This is a genomic window from Hymenobacter swuensis DY53 (assembly GCF_000576555.1).
In the GTDB taxonomy this organism is placed as follows: domain Bacteria; phylum Bacteroidota; class Bacteroidia; order Cytophagales; family Hymenobacteraceae; genus Hymenobacter; species Hymenobacter swuensis.
The window spans coordinates 3,792,390-3,805,872 of the sequence record NZ_CP007145.1; the positions used below are offsets into that span (position 1 = coordinate 3,792,390).

Sequence of the window (13,483 nt, forward strand, 5' to 3'; positions counted from 1 at the left end):
GGAAAGGCTTACAGGATGCCGTCGAGCAGGTTCTGGTACTTGTCGGGGTCGTTGCGCTTGATGTCGAGCAGGCCGCGCTCGTCTTCCTTGCTCCACTTCTCGAAATCCCAGTCGTTGCGGGAATCGGCACCGGAGGCCTTGCCGCCGGCACTGGCTGCCAGGTTGGTGCGGCTGGCCACCGACACGCGGGCCGGCAACTCCCCCAGCAGCTTGGCCGTGTTGGTGTAATCGGACTTAGCCAGCGAAGTGTAGAGGTCTTTCTGGGCGGCCGTGATGCGGCCCGAGCTGATAGCCGAGTTCACCACGTCCTCAATGCGCTGGGTCTGGCCCGTCACCTTATCGTCTTCCAGCTGCTTGATGCGCTTGAGGGCCTTCTCCAGTTCCGTTTCACCTTGCTCCGCTTTGGGCGTCACCTCGGGGGCAACTACCTGGTTCTGGAGTTTGGCAATGGCAGCCAGGGCGTCGGCCTCGGTGGCATTTTCGGGGAGCGTCACGCCGGCGGTACGCAGGGCGTTTTTTACTTCGTCGAGCTTCATCTCGGGTGCTGAATTAGGAATAAGTGACATGTAGTAAGTGTGCAGCTCGGCCACCTGCATGGTGGCGTCGGGAGCTACCATACCGGCCCGGGCGGGTAGGCATTGCGTGCAGAAGCCGATGGTTTTGGCTTGCTCAGCGGTGAGCCAGGTTTCCTCCTCCATCATCCTCTCCCACTCATCAGCGGACTTGCTGGAAACGGCTTCGTACATCTCGGCCGTGGAGCGGTTAAGGGCTTCCTGGCCGGCAATGGCTTTTTTGAGCTCCTTCACTTGGCCTTCCACCGCGCTGCTCACCTGGTGCATCATGAACTTGGCGTGGGGCTGGCACTGGCGCACCTTGCCGGCCGAGTAGGGCAGCGTGGCAGCCGAGCCCACCAGGCCCTCGTTGATGCAGGTAATGGTGAGTTTCGAGTTGAGCAGGCGGGTGCGCATCTTCTGGCCGGCCAGCCAGGAGCCGCCGGGCGTGTTGATGCGGATAGTGGCCGTGCGCACCCCTGCCGCCTCCAGTTCGGAGAGGAAGGTGTCGAGGTGGGCGGCGTGCCACATCTCGATTTGCTCAAACAGTCGGTATTCGCGCTCCATTGTGCCCCAAAACTTGCCCCCTGCCACGCAGGGGGCAAATTGGCGGCGGCAGTCACGGCAGCGGTTTGCCGTAAGTCACGGTAAGATTGTGCCGTGAGTGCGAAGGCCGAATAGCGCAATAGGGCCCTCAGGGGCCACATTTGGGGCACTTATGCCCTCCAACCCAAACGAAGAACGTCAAGACAGCCAGCGCAACCGGGCCAAGATCCAGAAGGAGATTCTGCGCATCGTGAAACGGGAGCTACGCAAACCCACCGTGCAGGAGCTGGTGGAGGCTACTGGCCTGTCCGACAAAACGGTAAAGGCCCACCTCAAGCACGTGAAGCTGGGCGACGGCAAGCCCAACCCCTTCCAGGTGCTGACGCCTAACGTCATCCTGAGCCTCTACAAAAAGGCCGTGGGGTACTCGCAGCCCGCCGTCAAGATTCTCACTGTGTCGAATGGTGCGGGGGCGGGCTCCAGTGTCGAGGAGGTGGACTACACCGAAATCTTCGGCCCTGACGTGGCCGCCGCCAAGCTGTGGATGCAGCTGGTGGAAGGCTTCACGGAGAAGTCAGAAACCGAGCACAAGGTGCCGCCGGGTGGCTTTACCTTCAACTATGTAGTACCCAAAGACCCGGAAGCCGATGGCCAATAAAGCGAAGGTTGCCGCGAAGCAGAAGGCGAAAGCCGATGCGGAATTTTTCGAGGCCGCCGGCATCAGCTTTCGGCCCAGCTGGAAACAGCATTTAGCCTGGCAGGCCCTCGAAGACGACACCACCGAGGAGGTGATGTACGGCGGGGCCGCCGGCGGCGGAAAGTCGTTTCTGGGTTGCTCGTGGAAAGTGTACCGGCGGCTGCGCTACCCCGACAGCCGCGGCGTTACCGCGCGTACCCGCCTCATCGACATCAAGGAGTCCACTGTTATCACCTATTTCAAGGTGCTGGCTGCCTGGGGCCTGGTCATGGGCAAGGACTACCGGTACGTGACCCGCTCCGGAGCGCCCGAGGCCCTGGTGTTCAACAACGGCAGCCGGGAGATTTTCAAGGAGCTGTCCTACTCGCCGGCCGATGAGGACTACCAGCGCCTGGGCTCCCTGGAAATCACGGATTGCTGGATTGAGGAGGCCAACGACGGCGTGCCGGAGAAAGGGGCCGACATCATCAAAAGCCGCATCCGGTGGAAGCTGGCCGAGTTCGGGTTGATTCCCAAAATCCTCATCACCTGCAACCCCGGCTACACCTGGGTGCGGCTGAAGTACGTGTACGACGTGGAAAACAACCCCGTCCTGCTCAAGCCCTACCAGAAAGTAATTCAGGCCCTGGTGACCGATAATCCGGACCGGGAATTTGTGCGCATCTACAAAAAGAGCCTGGAGCAGCTGCGTGACTACGACCGACAACGCCTGCTGGAGGGCGACTGGAACGCCGTGGAGAAGACCGGTGGCGAGATGTATCCCAGCTTCGATACGCAACTGCACGTGGGCGACTATGCCGGCACCTACGACCCGGAATTACCGCTGCACATTACTCTGGACTTTAACCTGACGCCAGGCGTGACGCTGAACGTGTGGCAGGTCCGGGGTAAGGAGGCGACGCAGCTTGACGAGTTCACCCAGGACAGCAAAACGAAACTGGCCTGCCAGCGCTTCATGCGCAAGTATGGCCAGCACCGGGCGGAAGTATTCGTGTACGGCGACCCGGCCGGTAAGCACGGCGACACCCGCACGGAGCAGGGTAGCAACGATTTTACCATCGTGATAAAGGAGTTGCGCGGGCTGCCCAAAGTAACCCAGCGTATCGAAGCCTCGGCCCCATCGGTGAGCATGCGCGCACTGTGGATTGATGAGATACTGGAGCATGAGCAGGACGGCATCCGGATCCGGCTTGACCGCAAGTGCAATACCACCAGCACCGACTACCAGAAGGTGAAGAAGGCCAGCGACGGTACCAAGGAAAAGAAGAAGGTCACCGACCCCAAAACCAAGGTCAGCTACGAGCCCTACGGTCACGCGACCGACGCTAACGACTACTTCCTGTGCCGGTGCTTTCAAAGTGAATGGAGAGCCTACCAACGCCAGGGCAACAATAAACCCGCCGTGGGCAACCGCTCCGACGTTCACCAACGCGCTTTTTAACTTATGCCTTTTCTCACTCCCGACGATTACGGCGCCCAGATTCGCCAAGACCAGCTCGACGTGGTGCTGCAGGGCAACGCCACGGCTCTCTCCAGCGCCGAGCTGTTTGCCCAGCAGTTTATCGAGAGCTACCTGCGCAGCCGCTACGATGTGGCCACCATCTTCGGCGCTACTGGGGCGGCCCGCTCGCAGCTCATCATCACTTACCAGGTAGATATTGCCCTGTACACCGTGCACAGTCGCCACGGCCGCGTGCAGATGCCCGAGAAGCGCATCGACCGCTACGACCAGGCCGTGGAGTGGCTGAAGATGGTGGCCGCCGGCAAGATTTCCGCCGACCTGCCCTTGCTGCCCGTCGATGAGCGCACCGGCGGCTTTAAATGGGGCTCCGCTCCGCAACAAACCCTCAGCTGGTAACTATGAACCTGCACGAACGACTCCGCGCCCAAGTAACTGGCACACCCACCACGACGGTACACGCCAAAGCTGGCCGCCGCTCCGTGAGCAGCCGGATCCAGGAACACCAGACCGCCCGCCTCCGGGCCGACCTGGGCCACTGGCGCATGGCCCTGTCCAATGCCGAGAACAAAGCCTACCCGGACCGCACCGAGCTGTATCGTCTCTACCGGGAGGCCATCATCGACGCGCACCTGACCAGCGTGCTGGAGACGCGCACGCTCAACATTCTGTGTCAGCCCTTCAAGGTGGTGAGCATCAAAGGCCAGGTAGAAGACGAGAAACTGACGCGCCAGTTGATGACGCCGTGGTTCTTCGCCATCCTGAAAGAAGCCATGGAGGCCATCTACTGGGGCGCGAAAGTCGTCGAGCTGGGCGTGCCCGTGGATGGAGAATTTTCCAGCGTGGAGGCCATCCAACCCGAAATGGTCGTGCCCGAGTGGGGCCTGATCCGCAGCGCCCCCGGCAGCACCGGCGGCATCCTGTACCGCGAAGGAGCCGAGGCCCAGTGGTTGGTGCAGCTGGGCGACCCGAAGGAGCTGGGCCTGCTGCACAAGGCCATTCCCCACGTCATCTGGAAGAAGAACAGCATGCAGGCCTGGGCCGAGTATTGCGACCGGTTTGCCTTGCCCGTGCGCACGGTGGAAATGGATCTGGGCGACGAGGACCGCGTGGAGGTGGAAAACATGCTCCGCAACATGGGCCGGGCCGCCTACGCCATCCTGCCCCCGGGCGCCAGCAACTTCACCTACCACACACCGCAGAACTTTCAGCAGGGCGTGTTTTCAGGCATGATTGACTACCCCAACGCCGAGCTGAGTAAGCTGGTGCTGGGCCAGACCATGACCACCGACAACGGCAGCAGCCGCAGCCAGGCCGAGGTACACGAGCGGGTGAGCGAGAAGTACACCAAGGCCGACAAGATGTACCTGCGCAACCTGGTGATGTGGGAGCTCTGGGACCGGCTGCTGCTGCACGGCTACCCCGTGGCGGGCTTCGAGTTCAAGTGGGACGAGAGCGAGAACCTGGGCAAGAAAGAGCAGTGGGACATCGTGCAGGGTATCATGCAGCACTCGGGCTACCGGGTGCCAGCTAAGTACATCCTTGACACGTTCGGCGTGGAGGTGGAAGAAAAGCCCGAGCCGGAAGTGGTACCAACTCCGGGGGCCATCGGTACCAACCCAGCTGCGAAGCCAGCCCCCGCGCCGGGAAAGTAATCGGCGCGGGCGTCTCTGCGCTGTACGCCCGCGCCTGCTGTGCTGAGCACGGCCCCGTTACCGATGCGCGCAACGCCACCCCCGACGAGGAGGCCACCCGCCGGCTACTTGCCGAGTTCCTGACCCTGGCCCGCCAGGTGCATCAGGCCCAGGCCGCCGGCGGCGTGCAGCTGGGCCTGTTCACGGCTACCAGCAACCGCCTGCTACGCGCCGTGGAGGTAGGCTACGGGCGAAGCGACGAGAAGCTGCTGCGCTACATGCGCGAAAACATCAGCTTCTTTTCCGCTGCCAAAACCCAGCACCAGGCCGTGGAGCTGAGCGGGCTGCTGCTCGATGAGCAGGGCCAGCGAAAGCCCTGGCGGGCGTTCCGTAACGACGCCCTGCAGGTGCATGAGCTCTACAATGTGCGCTGGCTCAAAACCGAGTACGAGCACGCCGTGGCCAGCGCCCAGATGGCGGCCAAGTGGGAAGAGTTCGAGGAGTCGCCTTTCCTGCTCCAGTACGAGACGGTAGGCGACAGCCGGGTGCGGCCGGAGCACCGCGCCTGGGACGGTATCACGTTGCCAGCCGACCATCCGTGGTGGCAGACGCACTACCCGCCCAACGACTGGTTATGCCGATGCACTGCCATCGGGGCAGCGCCAGACGCCCGGCCCACACCTGCTAGCATCCTGCCGGCGCTGCCGGAGCCCGATGCCGGCTTCAGCGGCAACGTGGGCCAAACCGGTGTCATTTTCCCCTTAGCACACCCCTACTTTCTTAGTCTTACTGCCAGTGAGCAAAATGCACTGCAAACGCTTGCTAATACGACTTCATAATAGAAATAAGAAAGTAAGTACCTGTACGGAGGAAGCATCAGTGTTAGTACGCATAGATAACATTCACTATATTTTATATAATTGCCCTGAAACAAACATCCAGCCGTGAGGCCTTTTGGGAAACTGCATAATACAAAGTCCCTTCTTTTATACAAATAACCCAACGTTCATGAAAAAGCTCTTACTAACTGGCTTCTTAATCTGCATTGCCTACGCGCATGCCTCTGCTCAAACTATTCACCAGTTGAATAACAGATTTGACAACACAGTATTTGACAAATTGCATAAAAAAGGCAGTGATGGTAAATACCCTAGCTCCTATAAAACCATTGCCACCTCTTTAAAAGGGTATGTGACAAAATTATCAGATGATAAGGACACCCTATTCATCAAGTTGTGGAATATAACATCCCCTGAGCACAAAGGAAGTGATGCTATAATTAATCAGGATGACAACGGGGCCACATTTGCGTACAAGATCAAGTGGCAGCAAGGAACCTACTTGGATATCCCTTTCTCTGCCAAAGCATTTGTAGCTACAAGCATTCCGTTTAGATACCGTCTCAAGAAAAACTCGGATTTAGAGGCCGATTTTCTCAATGTAGGGGTTAGCTATTTCAACTTAGCCGGAAAAACCAGATTCTATAAGCACGAGCAGATTGATACTCGGCAACGTTATGTAGGATGGGGACCTTTCGTTGCTTTTGGTCAGCAGAAAATTGATAGTACCAATACCGATGGCCGAGTAAAGAGCGAGAAGCAAGTAGCCGTATTGAGTTACGGAATCAATGGTGTGGCATCAATAAATAACTTTAGCCTCATCCTTGCTTTAGGCTTCGACAACGCAATAGGAAGCAACGCCAAATATTGGGAAGAGAATAATTTCAGAGGTGGCATTAAGCCTTGGATAGGCTTTGGTTTTGGGCTCAAACTTGTTGACTTAGAGATTAAGGATACGAATGATGGCAAATAAGTCGTCTTAATTCTAGCAAATGAAACTGGACAAACTGCGCCAGGATGCGGCTCGCATTGAAGCCTTCCTGCGCAAAGCCCCACGGGCCGTGGGTCAGCTGGCCGTGCGCGAATTTGTGGGCAACTTCAAACGGCAGTCGTTCCAGGATGAGGCCGGCCTAGAGCACGCTTGGCCCAGCCGCAAGGTGCGGCGGTACCGGCGCAAGTCGGGCAAGAGCAAGAGCAGCCGCCTGGTGCTCACCAAGGCCGGCAAGGGCGACCGGGGCCGGGCGCTGCTGGTGAGCACAGGCCAGCTGCGCCGCTCCATCACGGTGGGCAGCCTCGATTCGGATAGCGTGACCATTAGCACCGACAGCGCGTACGCGCAGGCCCACAACGAAGGGGCCCCGGGCCGGACGCTGCCGCAGCGCCAGTTTATGGGCGCCAGTCGTCGATTGAATACCGAAGTGATTACCTACCTCAAATCCGGCGTTGACGCCATCCTGGGCCAGAAATAATGCTGCACACCCTCTTTCCTCAACTCGCCGACCACCTGCGCCAGGCCGTGCCAACATTGGGCACCATCGACCTCGATATGGGCCAGCTCGACTACCAGAGCCAGGAGCCCATTGCCTACCCGGCCGTGTACCTGGATCTGGAGGATATTCCGTGGCGCGACCTGGGCGGCGGTATTCAGACCGGTAAGGCTCTGCTGCGCTTCACGGTGGCCGTGGAGGTGAGCGAGGAAACCTACCAGGGCAGTGGCCAGCGCAACCCGGCGATGGAGCGACTGCTCGTGGTACAGCAGGTGCATGAGACCCTGCAGCACCACCAGGGCAACGGCTTCGGGCCGATGGTGCGGGTGAGCTATCGGCGGGATCGACCGCAGCACCCAGAGGCTTGGTGCTTGGCCATGGGTTATGTAACCGAGGTGACAGATGCTGATGGGCAAGATAAGACCGAAGAGGTGAATGGGGTGGCCTTCAATTCAGCGCCTGGGTGCCGGCCGGTACCGGTGATAGATGAGGGCGGGTATGTATTGCCTACTGAATAAGTCAGACAAATCCATACAGAACATGTTGGTACTTGCCAATATGTTCATCGATCAACTTTCCAACGATCTGAACTCTATTGCTTCGATAGTGAATGCCATAGAGTTCCTGGGTAAAACTCTTTACGCAATTATAGAGATGATCAAAAAGCGCAAGGGCGATTAAATAAGGAAGGCCCCACATTAACCTGTAGGGCCTTTCTTAACCTGCTAAGGTAATTTAGGAAGGGGCATCCAGTGGGTTGTAGTGGACCCATTAGAATTAATCCACTGCCTACCTTCTCCTGCTTGATACCGAATATAGTAGAAAGTGGTTTGTTCAAGTTCCCCAATGTAGATGCGGCGGTGCCCTTCAAACTCTACACAAAGAAGTACTTCTTGTCCGAATGGTGGCTCTTGCACACTGCAGGGAGTCCAAAAGAGAGATGTTTCCATACCGAAACATAACGAAAAGCCCCAGGAGCTCTACGCTCCTGGGGCTTTTTCTTAACCGCAATATTCTCTAGTTCCTAGTGCTACCCATCGGCCGTCACGGCATCTATGGTCCCTGTCATTGATACAGGTTGTTTCTCCATCATTAAATGTGCTGCCGCTGTACGTACACTGGGCGCCTGCCTCAGTACTTGCCTCCGCCTGCTGGCCATACTCTTCCTCTGTGATAATTGGGCTGTTTTCCATTGTGTGTTAATTAGGTTAATTGTCCGTCTAATGTATTGATAGTAAAATCATATAAAAAAATTTATATATAAAATTCTTTCAGTTTTTTCCAGTGTAAAACACACAGATCATTCTACCTCTGTCCTTGTGAGCCTTAGGCTACTCTGAAGCGTTTCTGCTTTTGTAGATGATGTCCTCGACGGTGTGCATCGAGAGGCAGAATTCCTCCGCCAGCTGCGAGATGACATACTCGCGGGAATACATGCGCGGCCTTGGCTGGTCGGTGTACCGCTTTCGGAATTGTGCCCGGATTCGGTTGTCGCGCTTCTCTTTGTTAGTTTGGCGGGTCTTCGCGCGGGGACTCATAGGATCAGGTATAGGACGAGTAGGAGTAGCACCCCCACCACCGCCAGCCACGTGCGCTGAGTGCCATTGAAGTCGTTGCGGGCGGTGGTAGTGGGCGACTGGTAGCCGTAGCGGTACTGGATCCAGGCGGCCCGCCACGCGGCCCGGTCGGGACACAGAGAGCCGGGAATGGTGGCCATGCTCACATACCGCTCAGCGTGGGTGAGCCAGAGCCGGGTGTAGTTGTAGGCCTCGTCGTGAAACAGCGGAAACACCAGCGCCGCCGGCACCAGCTCCGCCACCACCAGCCACAGGGAGTGCTGCCAGATGTAGAGCACCGCCCCGGCCGGGGCCAGCAGCGCGGCGGCAATGCGCTGCAACGTCATGTCGATATGCTCGTTACGCTGGAAGGCCTCGGCTCCGCGTCGGGCGTAGAGCACCGCCTCGATGACGCCGCACAGGATGGCAAACAGAGAGTAGAGCAGCGTAATCATGCCTTCTCTTCCAGCTGCTTGCCGAGTACCAGCACCAGCAAGGCGCCCACCACTAGGCCAACGGCCGCACCAATGGCCACTTTGCCGAAGCTGTACGATGCGGGAGCACCATAGAGCAGCCACCACCAGAGCGTTGCGCCCACCAGGGCGTGGTAGCCGGCAGCGAAAGGATACGGGACGGGATAAACGGCGAGAGCGAGGTAACGAAAGAGGCGTTTCATAATTCCGATGTGATGGGAGAATGAGAAGGCCGAAGCTCCTCAACATCAGGCACCGGGGCTAGGATTGGATAGTTAAAGTAAAAAGCCCCGTTACTATGACGGGGCTTTTTACGCTATTGACTTGAGTACTTATGCCTTACACCTGCTTAAGAACTTTGATTTCGTCCCAGTCTCCTAGAAAATCAGTTATGTTTTCGTACTCTTTAGCGCCTTGATTCGATCTTTGAATTCTGTTCTCCAGCTTTGCAAAATCATCGGCTGTAGCCTTATCATCCATTTCCACAGTTGATATTTTGATCATACTGCTCCTTCCCTCAAGTCGGAGAGTATACACTGTTCCAGGTGTGTATATTCCTGATTGCTTGCCTGTATAAGTGGCTTTGACAAGTGTATTCATAGTCGAAAATTATAATTGTACGAGTCATACCCTTCCACGTTTTCGTAACTCCGGATTCGCCCGAATAAACCCTTTTAGGCTTCCCAGCGTCCGCCCCAGTTGCCGGGCCAGCTGTGGGCCGGTGCCATCGGTATAGTGCTGGACCAGGTAGCGGTAATCGGCCCGGGTATAGGCTCGACGAGTGCGCCGGGGCGACTCGCCAGAGGGGGAAGTTTCTCGGAGTTTCTGGGCCGTCGAGGTGGCCGTGGTAAAGAGGCAGAGTTGGAGCGCGGTGGTCGTCGTGGTGGGCATAAATCAGGGAGTGGTAACGATTCGGATAGCGTCGTCGGGGGTGAGCACCACGTGGTAAGGGGAACCGCGCCAGGTGCACCGAAATTCCTCCTCCCCCGGTGTGAGCTGGCGTTTGCTCAGGGGCTGGGCCGGGTCCTTTATTTCCATCAGGAAGGTGCGCCCCCGGTAGCCGACGAGGATATCAAAGCAGTTTTTGAGCTGATGGGTATAAAGGACAGAGCAGCCAATAGCCCGCAGGGCGCTAACCACTGCGGGCTGGTTGCCGTCCACGCGGGAGGCAGTGCGAAGGGGCATTAGTTTGACTCAGGAGAGAAGAAAGCCAGTGTAAGCGCCTGCTTTAGCTGAGTCGCTTTCTCGTTATCACATTCAAAGCAGTAGGTGGTACTACCGTCATCGTGGCTAAACCAGAAGCCTCGCAGTATTTCGACTTCGAAGGCGGCCCGGAACACCTCACCGAAAGCACCCGGCTGATTGGCCACCGCCGTCAACGTCATTTCCACCGCCGTCAACCCATCCGGCTGGAGTTGCTTATCGAGAGGAGTGGTAATGCAAAACTTATTCATTTGGCATCCCCTCCTTTCTGACGCTTATTTTGACAATCCGGGCAGCCCTGGCAGTCCCGAAAGCCGGCCTGTACATTGCCCCATTGATCCGCATACCAGTACGTCTGGCGCATGGTGCCGTAGCACCCGTAGGGTTCCTTCTGCTTGCTCATGAGGCAAAACCGTTATCCGCCGCCGCCTCATTCTGGCCGAGGGCGTTGGGTTGACCGTAGGGCACTTCCTGCTCCGCCCGCTCCCTCTCCCGCTGGGCCACCCATCCGGCCCGGAAGCGCTTGTACTCTTCCTCACTGGCCTCCACGGCACCGGTACCGGATTCATTCACCACCAGTACCCGGCGCAGCAGCTCCAGCTTGGCCCGGTTCACCAGCACCGATGTGGCCAGCTCAATGCGCAGGGCAGCGTGGGGCTCCATCGGCCGGGCCTCGTACCAGGCAATGCCCGCCTGCAGCTGCGCATCGGTGAGCGTTTCCAAGTGCCGGATGTACGCCTGCTCATCGGCCGCCCGGGCCGGGCCCTGGGCCTGCTCAGCCAGCCGGCGGGCTTTGTGCTCCTCTGCCGCTACCTGCTCCACCACGGCGTCGCGCACCTCGGCGTAGGCCCGGCACCAAGTGTGCACGGTGTTGGCGTCGATAGTCGAGTAGTTACACCCCCACCGGCCGGCAATGGCTTCGCGGCACAGGTACACGAACTCATCAAAGCGCCAGTGCCAGTACCGCTCCAACAGGTCCTCAGATAGCAAGGCCACCTGCACGTCGGTGATGTTGCGGGGCACGTTGAACTGGTGGGCGGCGAAGATGAGCAGGTTGCCCAAGGCCTCGGCCGTGTCGCCGGGAGCCAGGCGGTTGAGTACCGAGAGTTGGGGCGAGGCCAGGGCCTTAGCCGGCGTCAGGCCCCGTTGCCGGTCCGTGATGGCCAGCGCCAACTCCGTGCTGCCCCGCTCGGCGCTCAGCAAGGGCGCGAGCGAGTTGGCTGCCAGAGCTGGTAGGTTTGGCGCCACTGACAGGGCGCTGTGGGAACGTTGAACGCTGAGCTGCATGAGCGGAATCGTTGGGAGGAGTGGTGATGAGGCCCCGGTCGGGGTCGTTGGCATCGATGGAGAGGAAGCGCTGCACGAAGTTTTGCCAGCCCTTCTCGTCGCGGGTTTCAGTGCCAGCCTTGACGCCGATGTGGGCCAGGTAGTGCGGGGCGTAGGCCACCGCGTAGCCGAGGGCCGTGGCCAGCTTGGCGAAACCTTCCGGCGTGGCGTACTGGCTCTGAGCGAAGGAAATCTTGGGGCCGACCGCCGCGCCCCCCCTGGTGTGCGAAGCCGACGCGCCAGAACTGGCAGGGCGAACAGCAGCCAGCGAGTTGCGTAGCTGGTTTCGCTGGTAGGTCATGTCCTCCAGCTTGGCAGCCAGCTGCTGGTTTTCAGTTTCCAGCTCCCCTATTTTTTTTTGGTCGGCGGCGGCGGCGGAGCGCAGCGCCTCCACCTCCACCATTAACTGTTCATATTGGTCGTCTCTATATACGCGCGACCCATTCTGTCTAGGTTGGTGACCGAAAGTGTCTAGGTTGGGGTACCCATTCTGTCTAGGTTGGTCGGGGGCAACCTCGCCATTTTGTCTAGGTTGAGAGCGCGTTTTGTCTAGGTTGATGTCTAGGTTGGGGGCCGTTTTGTCTAGGTTCCTGTCTAGGTTGGCGACGGCAGCCAGCGCCCGGATGGCCTGCTCCTGCTGGCCTTCGTCGGCCGTCAGGTAGCAGGCCCGTAGCGCCTCCACCGGCCACATGCGGCGGGCTTTGCCCTGACCCTCGATGCGCAGCAGGCCGCGGGCTTCCAAGTCGGTGAGGGTGCGCGAAATGGTACGCTCCGACGCCGGGCGCAATCGGGCGGCCAGGTACGGGTTGGTGGCGTCACACTGTTTGCGCTGGCCGTTCTCTGCCAGCCCGCACACCTGGTTGAGTACCGCCTTTTGGGTGCGGGACAGGCCGGGCATACGGTCGAGAACTTGGGCAATGGGCAACATACGGCGGGAAGGAGCGGAAGCGGAAAGAGCAAGGGAGTCGCCGGCGTGGGCGACCATCATGGGGGCGGCACTCATAGCAGCAGGCTTGTTTGGATGGGCTTAGGCATCCTCGTCGAGCAGCTGGCCGTTGATGGAGCGCGGGGCAAGCGTGACGCTACGGCCACCGCCCGAAATCGTGAGGCTGCTCAGCCCGCTGCTCTGGTGCATCTCGTCCACGATATCCTGCAGGCCGCCGCCGAAGCTGAGGGCCAGCTGCTCTACCTTCGGCGGCTCGTCAGCAAACTTGCCATTCAGGTACAGGCTCGTTTCCTTCGACAACGTGCGGATAGCTTCGCGCAGCAATCCCAAAAACTCGTAGTCGTCGTTCTCCTCGTCGATGAAGGGCGTGTTGAAGTTCACGGCCTTGCCGGAACGCAGCCAGCGCCGGCCCGACAGGGTGAAGCCGTTGCCCTTTGCCCCCCACGAGAGGCCCCGGCAGGCAAAGCCCGCCAGGCCCGCGCACTCCAGCGCCTCGTCGTCGCGTATCAGCTCCTCCAGCGCCTCATCGGTTTCCACGCCGAAATCGGCATGGTTCAGCGACTCGGTCACTAGGCAGAAATGCACGGTGAGCCGATGAAAGGCCCGCAGCAAATCCTCGTGGGGGAGTTTGTCCACGTGGGTGCTGGTGATTTCGTGTACCTCCGCCTCCCCCCGGCGCACCCGGGCGGAGGCTTCGTACTCGACGAAATCATGCTTGGCCAGCTTGATCTTGGTAAAGAAAAACGTGTTGGTGGGCGTCTCCATA

Annotated in this window: 19 protein-coding genes; 8 read left to right on the forward strand and 11 right to left on the reverse strand. The window is 59.0% G+C overall.

The window, feature by feature from the left end; translation table 11 throughout:
* Positions 1-8: 8 nt before the first annotated feature.
* The gene (locus HSW_RS17545; RefSeq protein WP_044003042.1) at positions 9-1,118 is read right to left on the reverse strand and encodes a Clp protease ClpP; all 1,110 of its coding nucleotides are present in this window, start codon (positions 1,116-1,118) and stop codon (positions 9-11) included.
* A 151-nt stretch (positions 1,119-1,269) separates the two neighbouring features.
* On the opposite strand from HSW_RS17545, the gene HSW_RS17550 reads away from it, so the two are divergent.
* The 8 genes from HSW_RS17550 (at position 1,270) to HSW_RS17585 (ending at position 7,731) form a co-directional block, all read left to right on the forward strand.
* Positions 1,270-1,755: a winged helix-turn-helix domain-containing protein gene (locus HSW_RS17550; protein WP_044003043.1), complete on the forward strand. Its 486-nt coding sequence runs from the start codon at positions 1,270-1,272 to the stop codon at positions 1,753-1,755.
* A complete protein-coding gene (locus HSW_RS23055) occupies positions 1,745-3,235 on the forward strand; it encodes a hypothetical protein (protein ID WP_052346577.1) in 1,491 nt (496 codons plus the stop codon). The genes HSW_RS17550 and HSW_RS23055 overlap by 11 nt, the downstream gene beginning before the upstream one ends.
* Positions 3,236-3,238: 3 nt before the next feature.
* Entirely contained in the window at positions 3,239-3,652 is a 414-nt protein-coding gene (locus HSW_RS17560) for a phage protein Gp36 family protein (RefSeq protein ID WP_044003044.1), read from the forward strand.
* Positions 3,653-3,654: 2 nt separating this feature from the next.
* Positions 3,655-4,908: a phage portal protein family protein gene (locus tag HSW_RS17565; protein ID WP_044003045.1), complete on the forward strand. Its 1,254-nt coding sequence runs from the start codon at positions 3,655-3,657 to the stop codon at positions 4,906-4,908.
* A gap of 137 nt (positions 4,909-5,045) precedes the next feature.
* The gene (locus HSW_RS23060; protein ID WP_052346578.1) at positions 5,046-5,726 is read left to right on the forward strand and encodes a phage head morphogenesis protein; all 681 of its coding nucleotides are present in this window, start codon (positions 5,046-5,048) and stop codon (positions 5,724-5,726) included.
* 169 nt (positions 5,727-5,895) lie between these two features.
* Complete coding sequence (locus HSW_RS17575) at positions 5,896-6,699, forward strand: hypothetical protein (protein ID WP_044003046.1); 804 nt, start codon at positions 5,896-5,898, stop codon at positions 6,697-6,699.
* Positions 6,700-6,718: 19 nt separating this feature from the next.
* Entirely contained in the window at positions 6,719-7,195 is a 477-nt protein-coding gene (locus HSW_RS17580; protein ID WP_044003047.1) for a phage virion morphogenesis protein, read from the forward strand.
* Positions 7,195-7,731, forward strand: a complete 537-nt coding sequence (locus tag HSW_RS17585) for a hypothetical protein (protein WP_044003048.1) — start codon at positions 7,195-7,197, stop codon at positions 7,729-7,731. Before HSW_RS17580 ends, HSW_RS17585 begins: the two co-directional genes overlap by 1 nt.
* Before the next feature lie 207 nt (positions 7,732-7,938).
* Here HSW_RS17585 and HSW_RS25220 read toward each other — a convergent pair whose 3' ends face one another.
* From HSW_RS25220 to HSW_RS17630, 10 genes are all read right to left on the reverse strand, one after another.
* On the reverse strand, positions 7,939-8,163 hold the full coding sequence (locus HSW_RS25220; RefSeq protein WP_071883140.1) for a DUF551 domain-containing protein: 225 nt from the start codon (positions 8,161-8,163) through the stop codon (positions 7,939-7,941).
* A gap of 381 nt (positions 8,164-8,544) precedes the next feature.
* The gene (locus HSW_RS17590) at positions 8,545-8,751 is read right to left on the reverse strand and encodes a hypothetical protein (protein WP_044003050.1); all 207 of its coding nucleotides are present in this window, start codon (positions 8,749-8,751) and stop codon (positions 8,545-8,547) included.
* Positions 8,748-9,224: a hypothetical protein gene (locus HSW_RS17595; protein WP_044003051.1), complete on the reverse strand. Its 477-nt coding sequence runs from the start codon at positions 9,222-9,224 to the stop codon at positions 8,748-8,750. The genes HSW_RS17590 and HSW_RS17595 overlap by 4 nt, the downstream gene beginning before the upstream one ends.
* Positions 9,221-9,445 (reverse strand): hypothetical protein, encoded by a 225-nt coding sequence (locus tag HSW_RS17600; protein ID WP_044003054.1) that lies wholly within the window; start codon positions 9,443-9,445, stop codon positions 9,221-9,223. Before HSW_RS17600 ends, HSW_RS17595 begins: the two co-directional genes overlap by 4 nt.
* A 136-nt stretch (positions 9,446-9,581) precedes the next feature.
* The gene (locus HSW_RS17605; protein ID WP_044003056.1) at positions 9,582-9,842 is read right to left on the reverse strand and encodes a hypothetical protein; all 261 of its coding nucleotides are present in this window, start codon (positions 9,840-9,842) and stop codon (positions 9,582-9,584) included.
* A 294-nt stretch (positions 9,843-10,136) separates the two neighbouring features.
* Positions 10,137-10,427, reverse strand: coding sequence for a hypothetical protein (locus HSW_RS17610; protein WP_044003058.1), 291 nt, complete (start codon positions 10,425-10,427; stop codon positions 10,137-10,139).
* On the reverse strand, positions 10,427-10,696 hold the full coding sequence (locus tag HSW_RS17615; RefSeq protein ID WP_044003059.1) for a hypothetical protein: 270 nt from the start codon (positions 10,694-10,696) through the stop codon (positions 10,427-10,429). Before HSW_RS17615 ends, HSW_RS17610 begins: the two co-directional genes overlap by 1 nt.
* Before the next feature lie 148 nt (positions 10,697-10,844).
* Complete coding sequence (locus tag HSW_RS17620; protein ID WP_155833032.1) at positions 10,845-11,648, reverse strand: hypothetical protein; 804 nt, start codon at positions 11,646-11,648, stop codon at positions 10,845-10,847.
* Positions 11,572-12,774 carry a helix-turn-helix domain-containing protein gene (locus HSW_RS17625; RefSeq protein WP_155833033.1) on the reverse strand — a complete coding sequence of 401 codons (1,203 nt, stop codon included), beginning with the start codon at positions 12,772-12,774 and terminating at the stop codon, positions 11,572-11,574. Before HSW_RS17625 ends, HSW_RS17620 begins: the two co-directional genes overlap by 77 nt.
* Positions 12,775-12,798: 24 nt before the next feature.
* Complete coding sequence (locus tag HSW_RS17630; protein WP_044003062.1) at positions 12,799-13,482, reverse strand: hypothetical protein; 684 nt, start codon at positions 13,480-13,482, stop codon at positions 12,799-12,801.
* Position 13,483 lies beyond the last annotated feature (1 nt).

Excerpts from the sequence above, each read along its gene's own strand:
- HSW_RS17590 (WP_044003050.1), bottom strand. The coding sequence starts at position 8,751 with ATGAGTCCCCGCGCGAAGACCCGCCAAACTAACAAAGAGAAGCGCGAC.
- HSW_RS17615 (WP_044003059.1), bottom strand. The coding sequence starts at position 10,696 with ATGAATAAGTTTTGCATTACCACTCCTCTCGATAAGCAACTCCAGCCG.
- HSW_RS17545 (WP_044003042.1), bottom strand. The coding sequence starts at position 1,118 with ATGGAGCGCGAATACCGACTGTTTGAGCAAATCGAGATGTGGCACGCC.
- HSW_RS17575 (WP_044003046.1), top strand. The coding sequence starts at position 5,896 with ATGAAAAAGCTCTTACTAACTGGCTTCTTAATCTGCATTGCCTACGCG.
- HSW_RS17565 (WP_044003045.1), top strand. The coding sequence starts at position 3,655 with ATGAACCTGCACGAACGACTCCGCGCCCAAGTAACTGGCACACCCACC.
- HSW_RS17605 (WP_044003056.1), bottom strand. The coding sequence starts at position 9,842 with ATGAATACACTTGTCAAAGCCACTTATACAGGCAAGCAATCAGGAATA.
- HSW_RS17625 (WP_155833033.1), bottom strand. The coding sequence starts at position 12,774 with ATGAGTGCCGCCCCCATGATGGTCGCCCACGCCGGCGACTCCCTTGCT.
- HSW_RS17610 (WP_044003058.1), bottom strand. The coding sequence starts at position 10,427 with ATGCCCCTTCGCACTGCCTCCCGCGTGGACGGCAACCAGCCCGCAGTG.
- HSW_RS17600 (WP_044003054.1), bottom strand. The coding sequence starts at position 9,445 with ATGAAACGCCTCTTTCGTTACCTCGCTCTCGCCGTTTATCCCGTCCCG.
- HSW_RS17595 (WP_044003051.1), bottom strand. The coding sequence starts at position 9,224 with ATGATTACGCTGCTCTACTCTCTGTTTGCCATCCTGTGCGGCGTCATC.
- HSW_RS23055 (WP_052346577.1), top strand. The coding sequence starts at position 1,745 with ATGGCCAATAAAGCGAAGGTTGCCGCGAAGCAGAAGGCGAAAGCCGAT.
- HSW_RS17585 (WP_044003048.1), top strand. The coding sequence starts at position 7,195 with ATGCTGCACACCCTCTTTCCTCAACTCGCCGACCACCTGCGCCAGGCC.
- HSW_RS17560 (WP_044003044.1), top strand. The coding sequence starts at position 3,239 with ATGCCTTTTCTCACTCCCGACGATTACGGCGCCCAGATTCGCCAAGAC.
- HSW_RS17550 (WP_044003043.1), top strand. The coding sequence starts at position 1,270 with ATGCCCTCCAACCCAAACGAAGAACGTCAAGACAGCCAGCGCAACCGG.
- HSW_RS25220 (WP_071883140.1), bottom strand. The coding sequence starts at position 8,163 with ATGGAAACATCTCTCTTTTGGACTCCCTGCAGTGTGCAAGAGCCACCA.
- HSW_RS17580 (WP_044003047.1), top strand. The coding sequence starts at position 6,719 with ATGAAACTGGACAAACTGCGCCAGGATGCGGCTCGCATTGAAGCCTTC.
- HSW_RS17630 (WP_044003062.1), bottom strand. The coding sequence starts at position 13,482 with ATGGAGACGCCCACCAACACGTTTTTCTTTACCAAGATCAAGCTGGCC.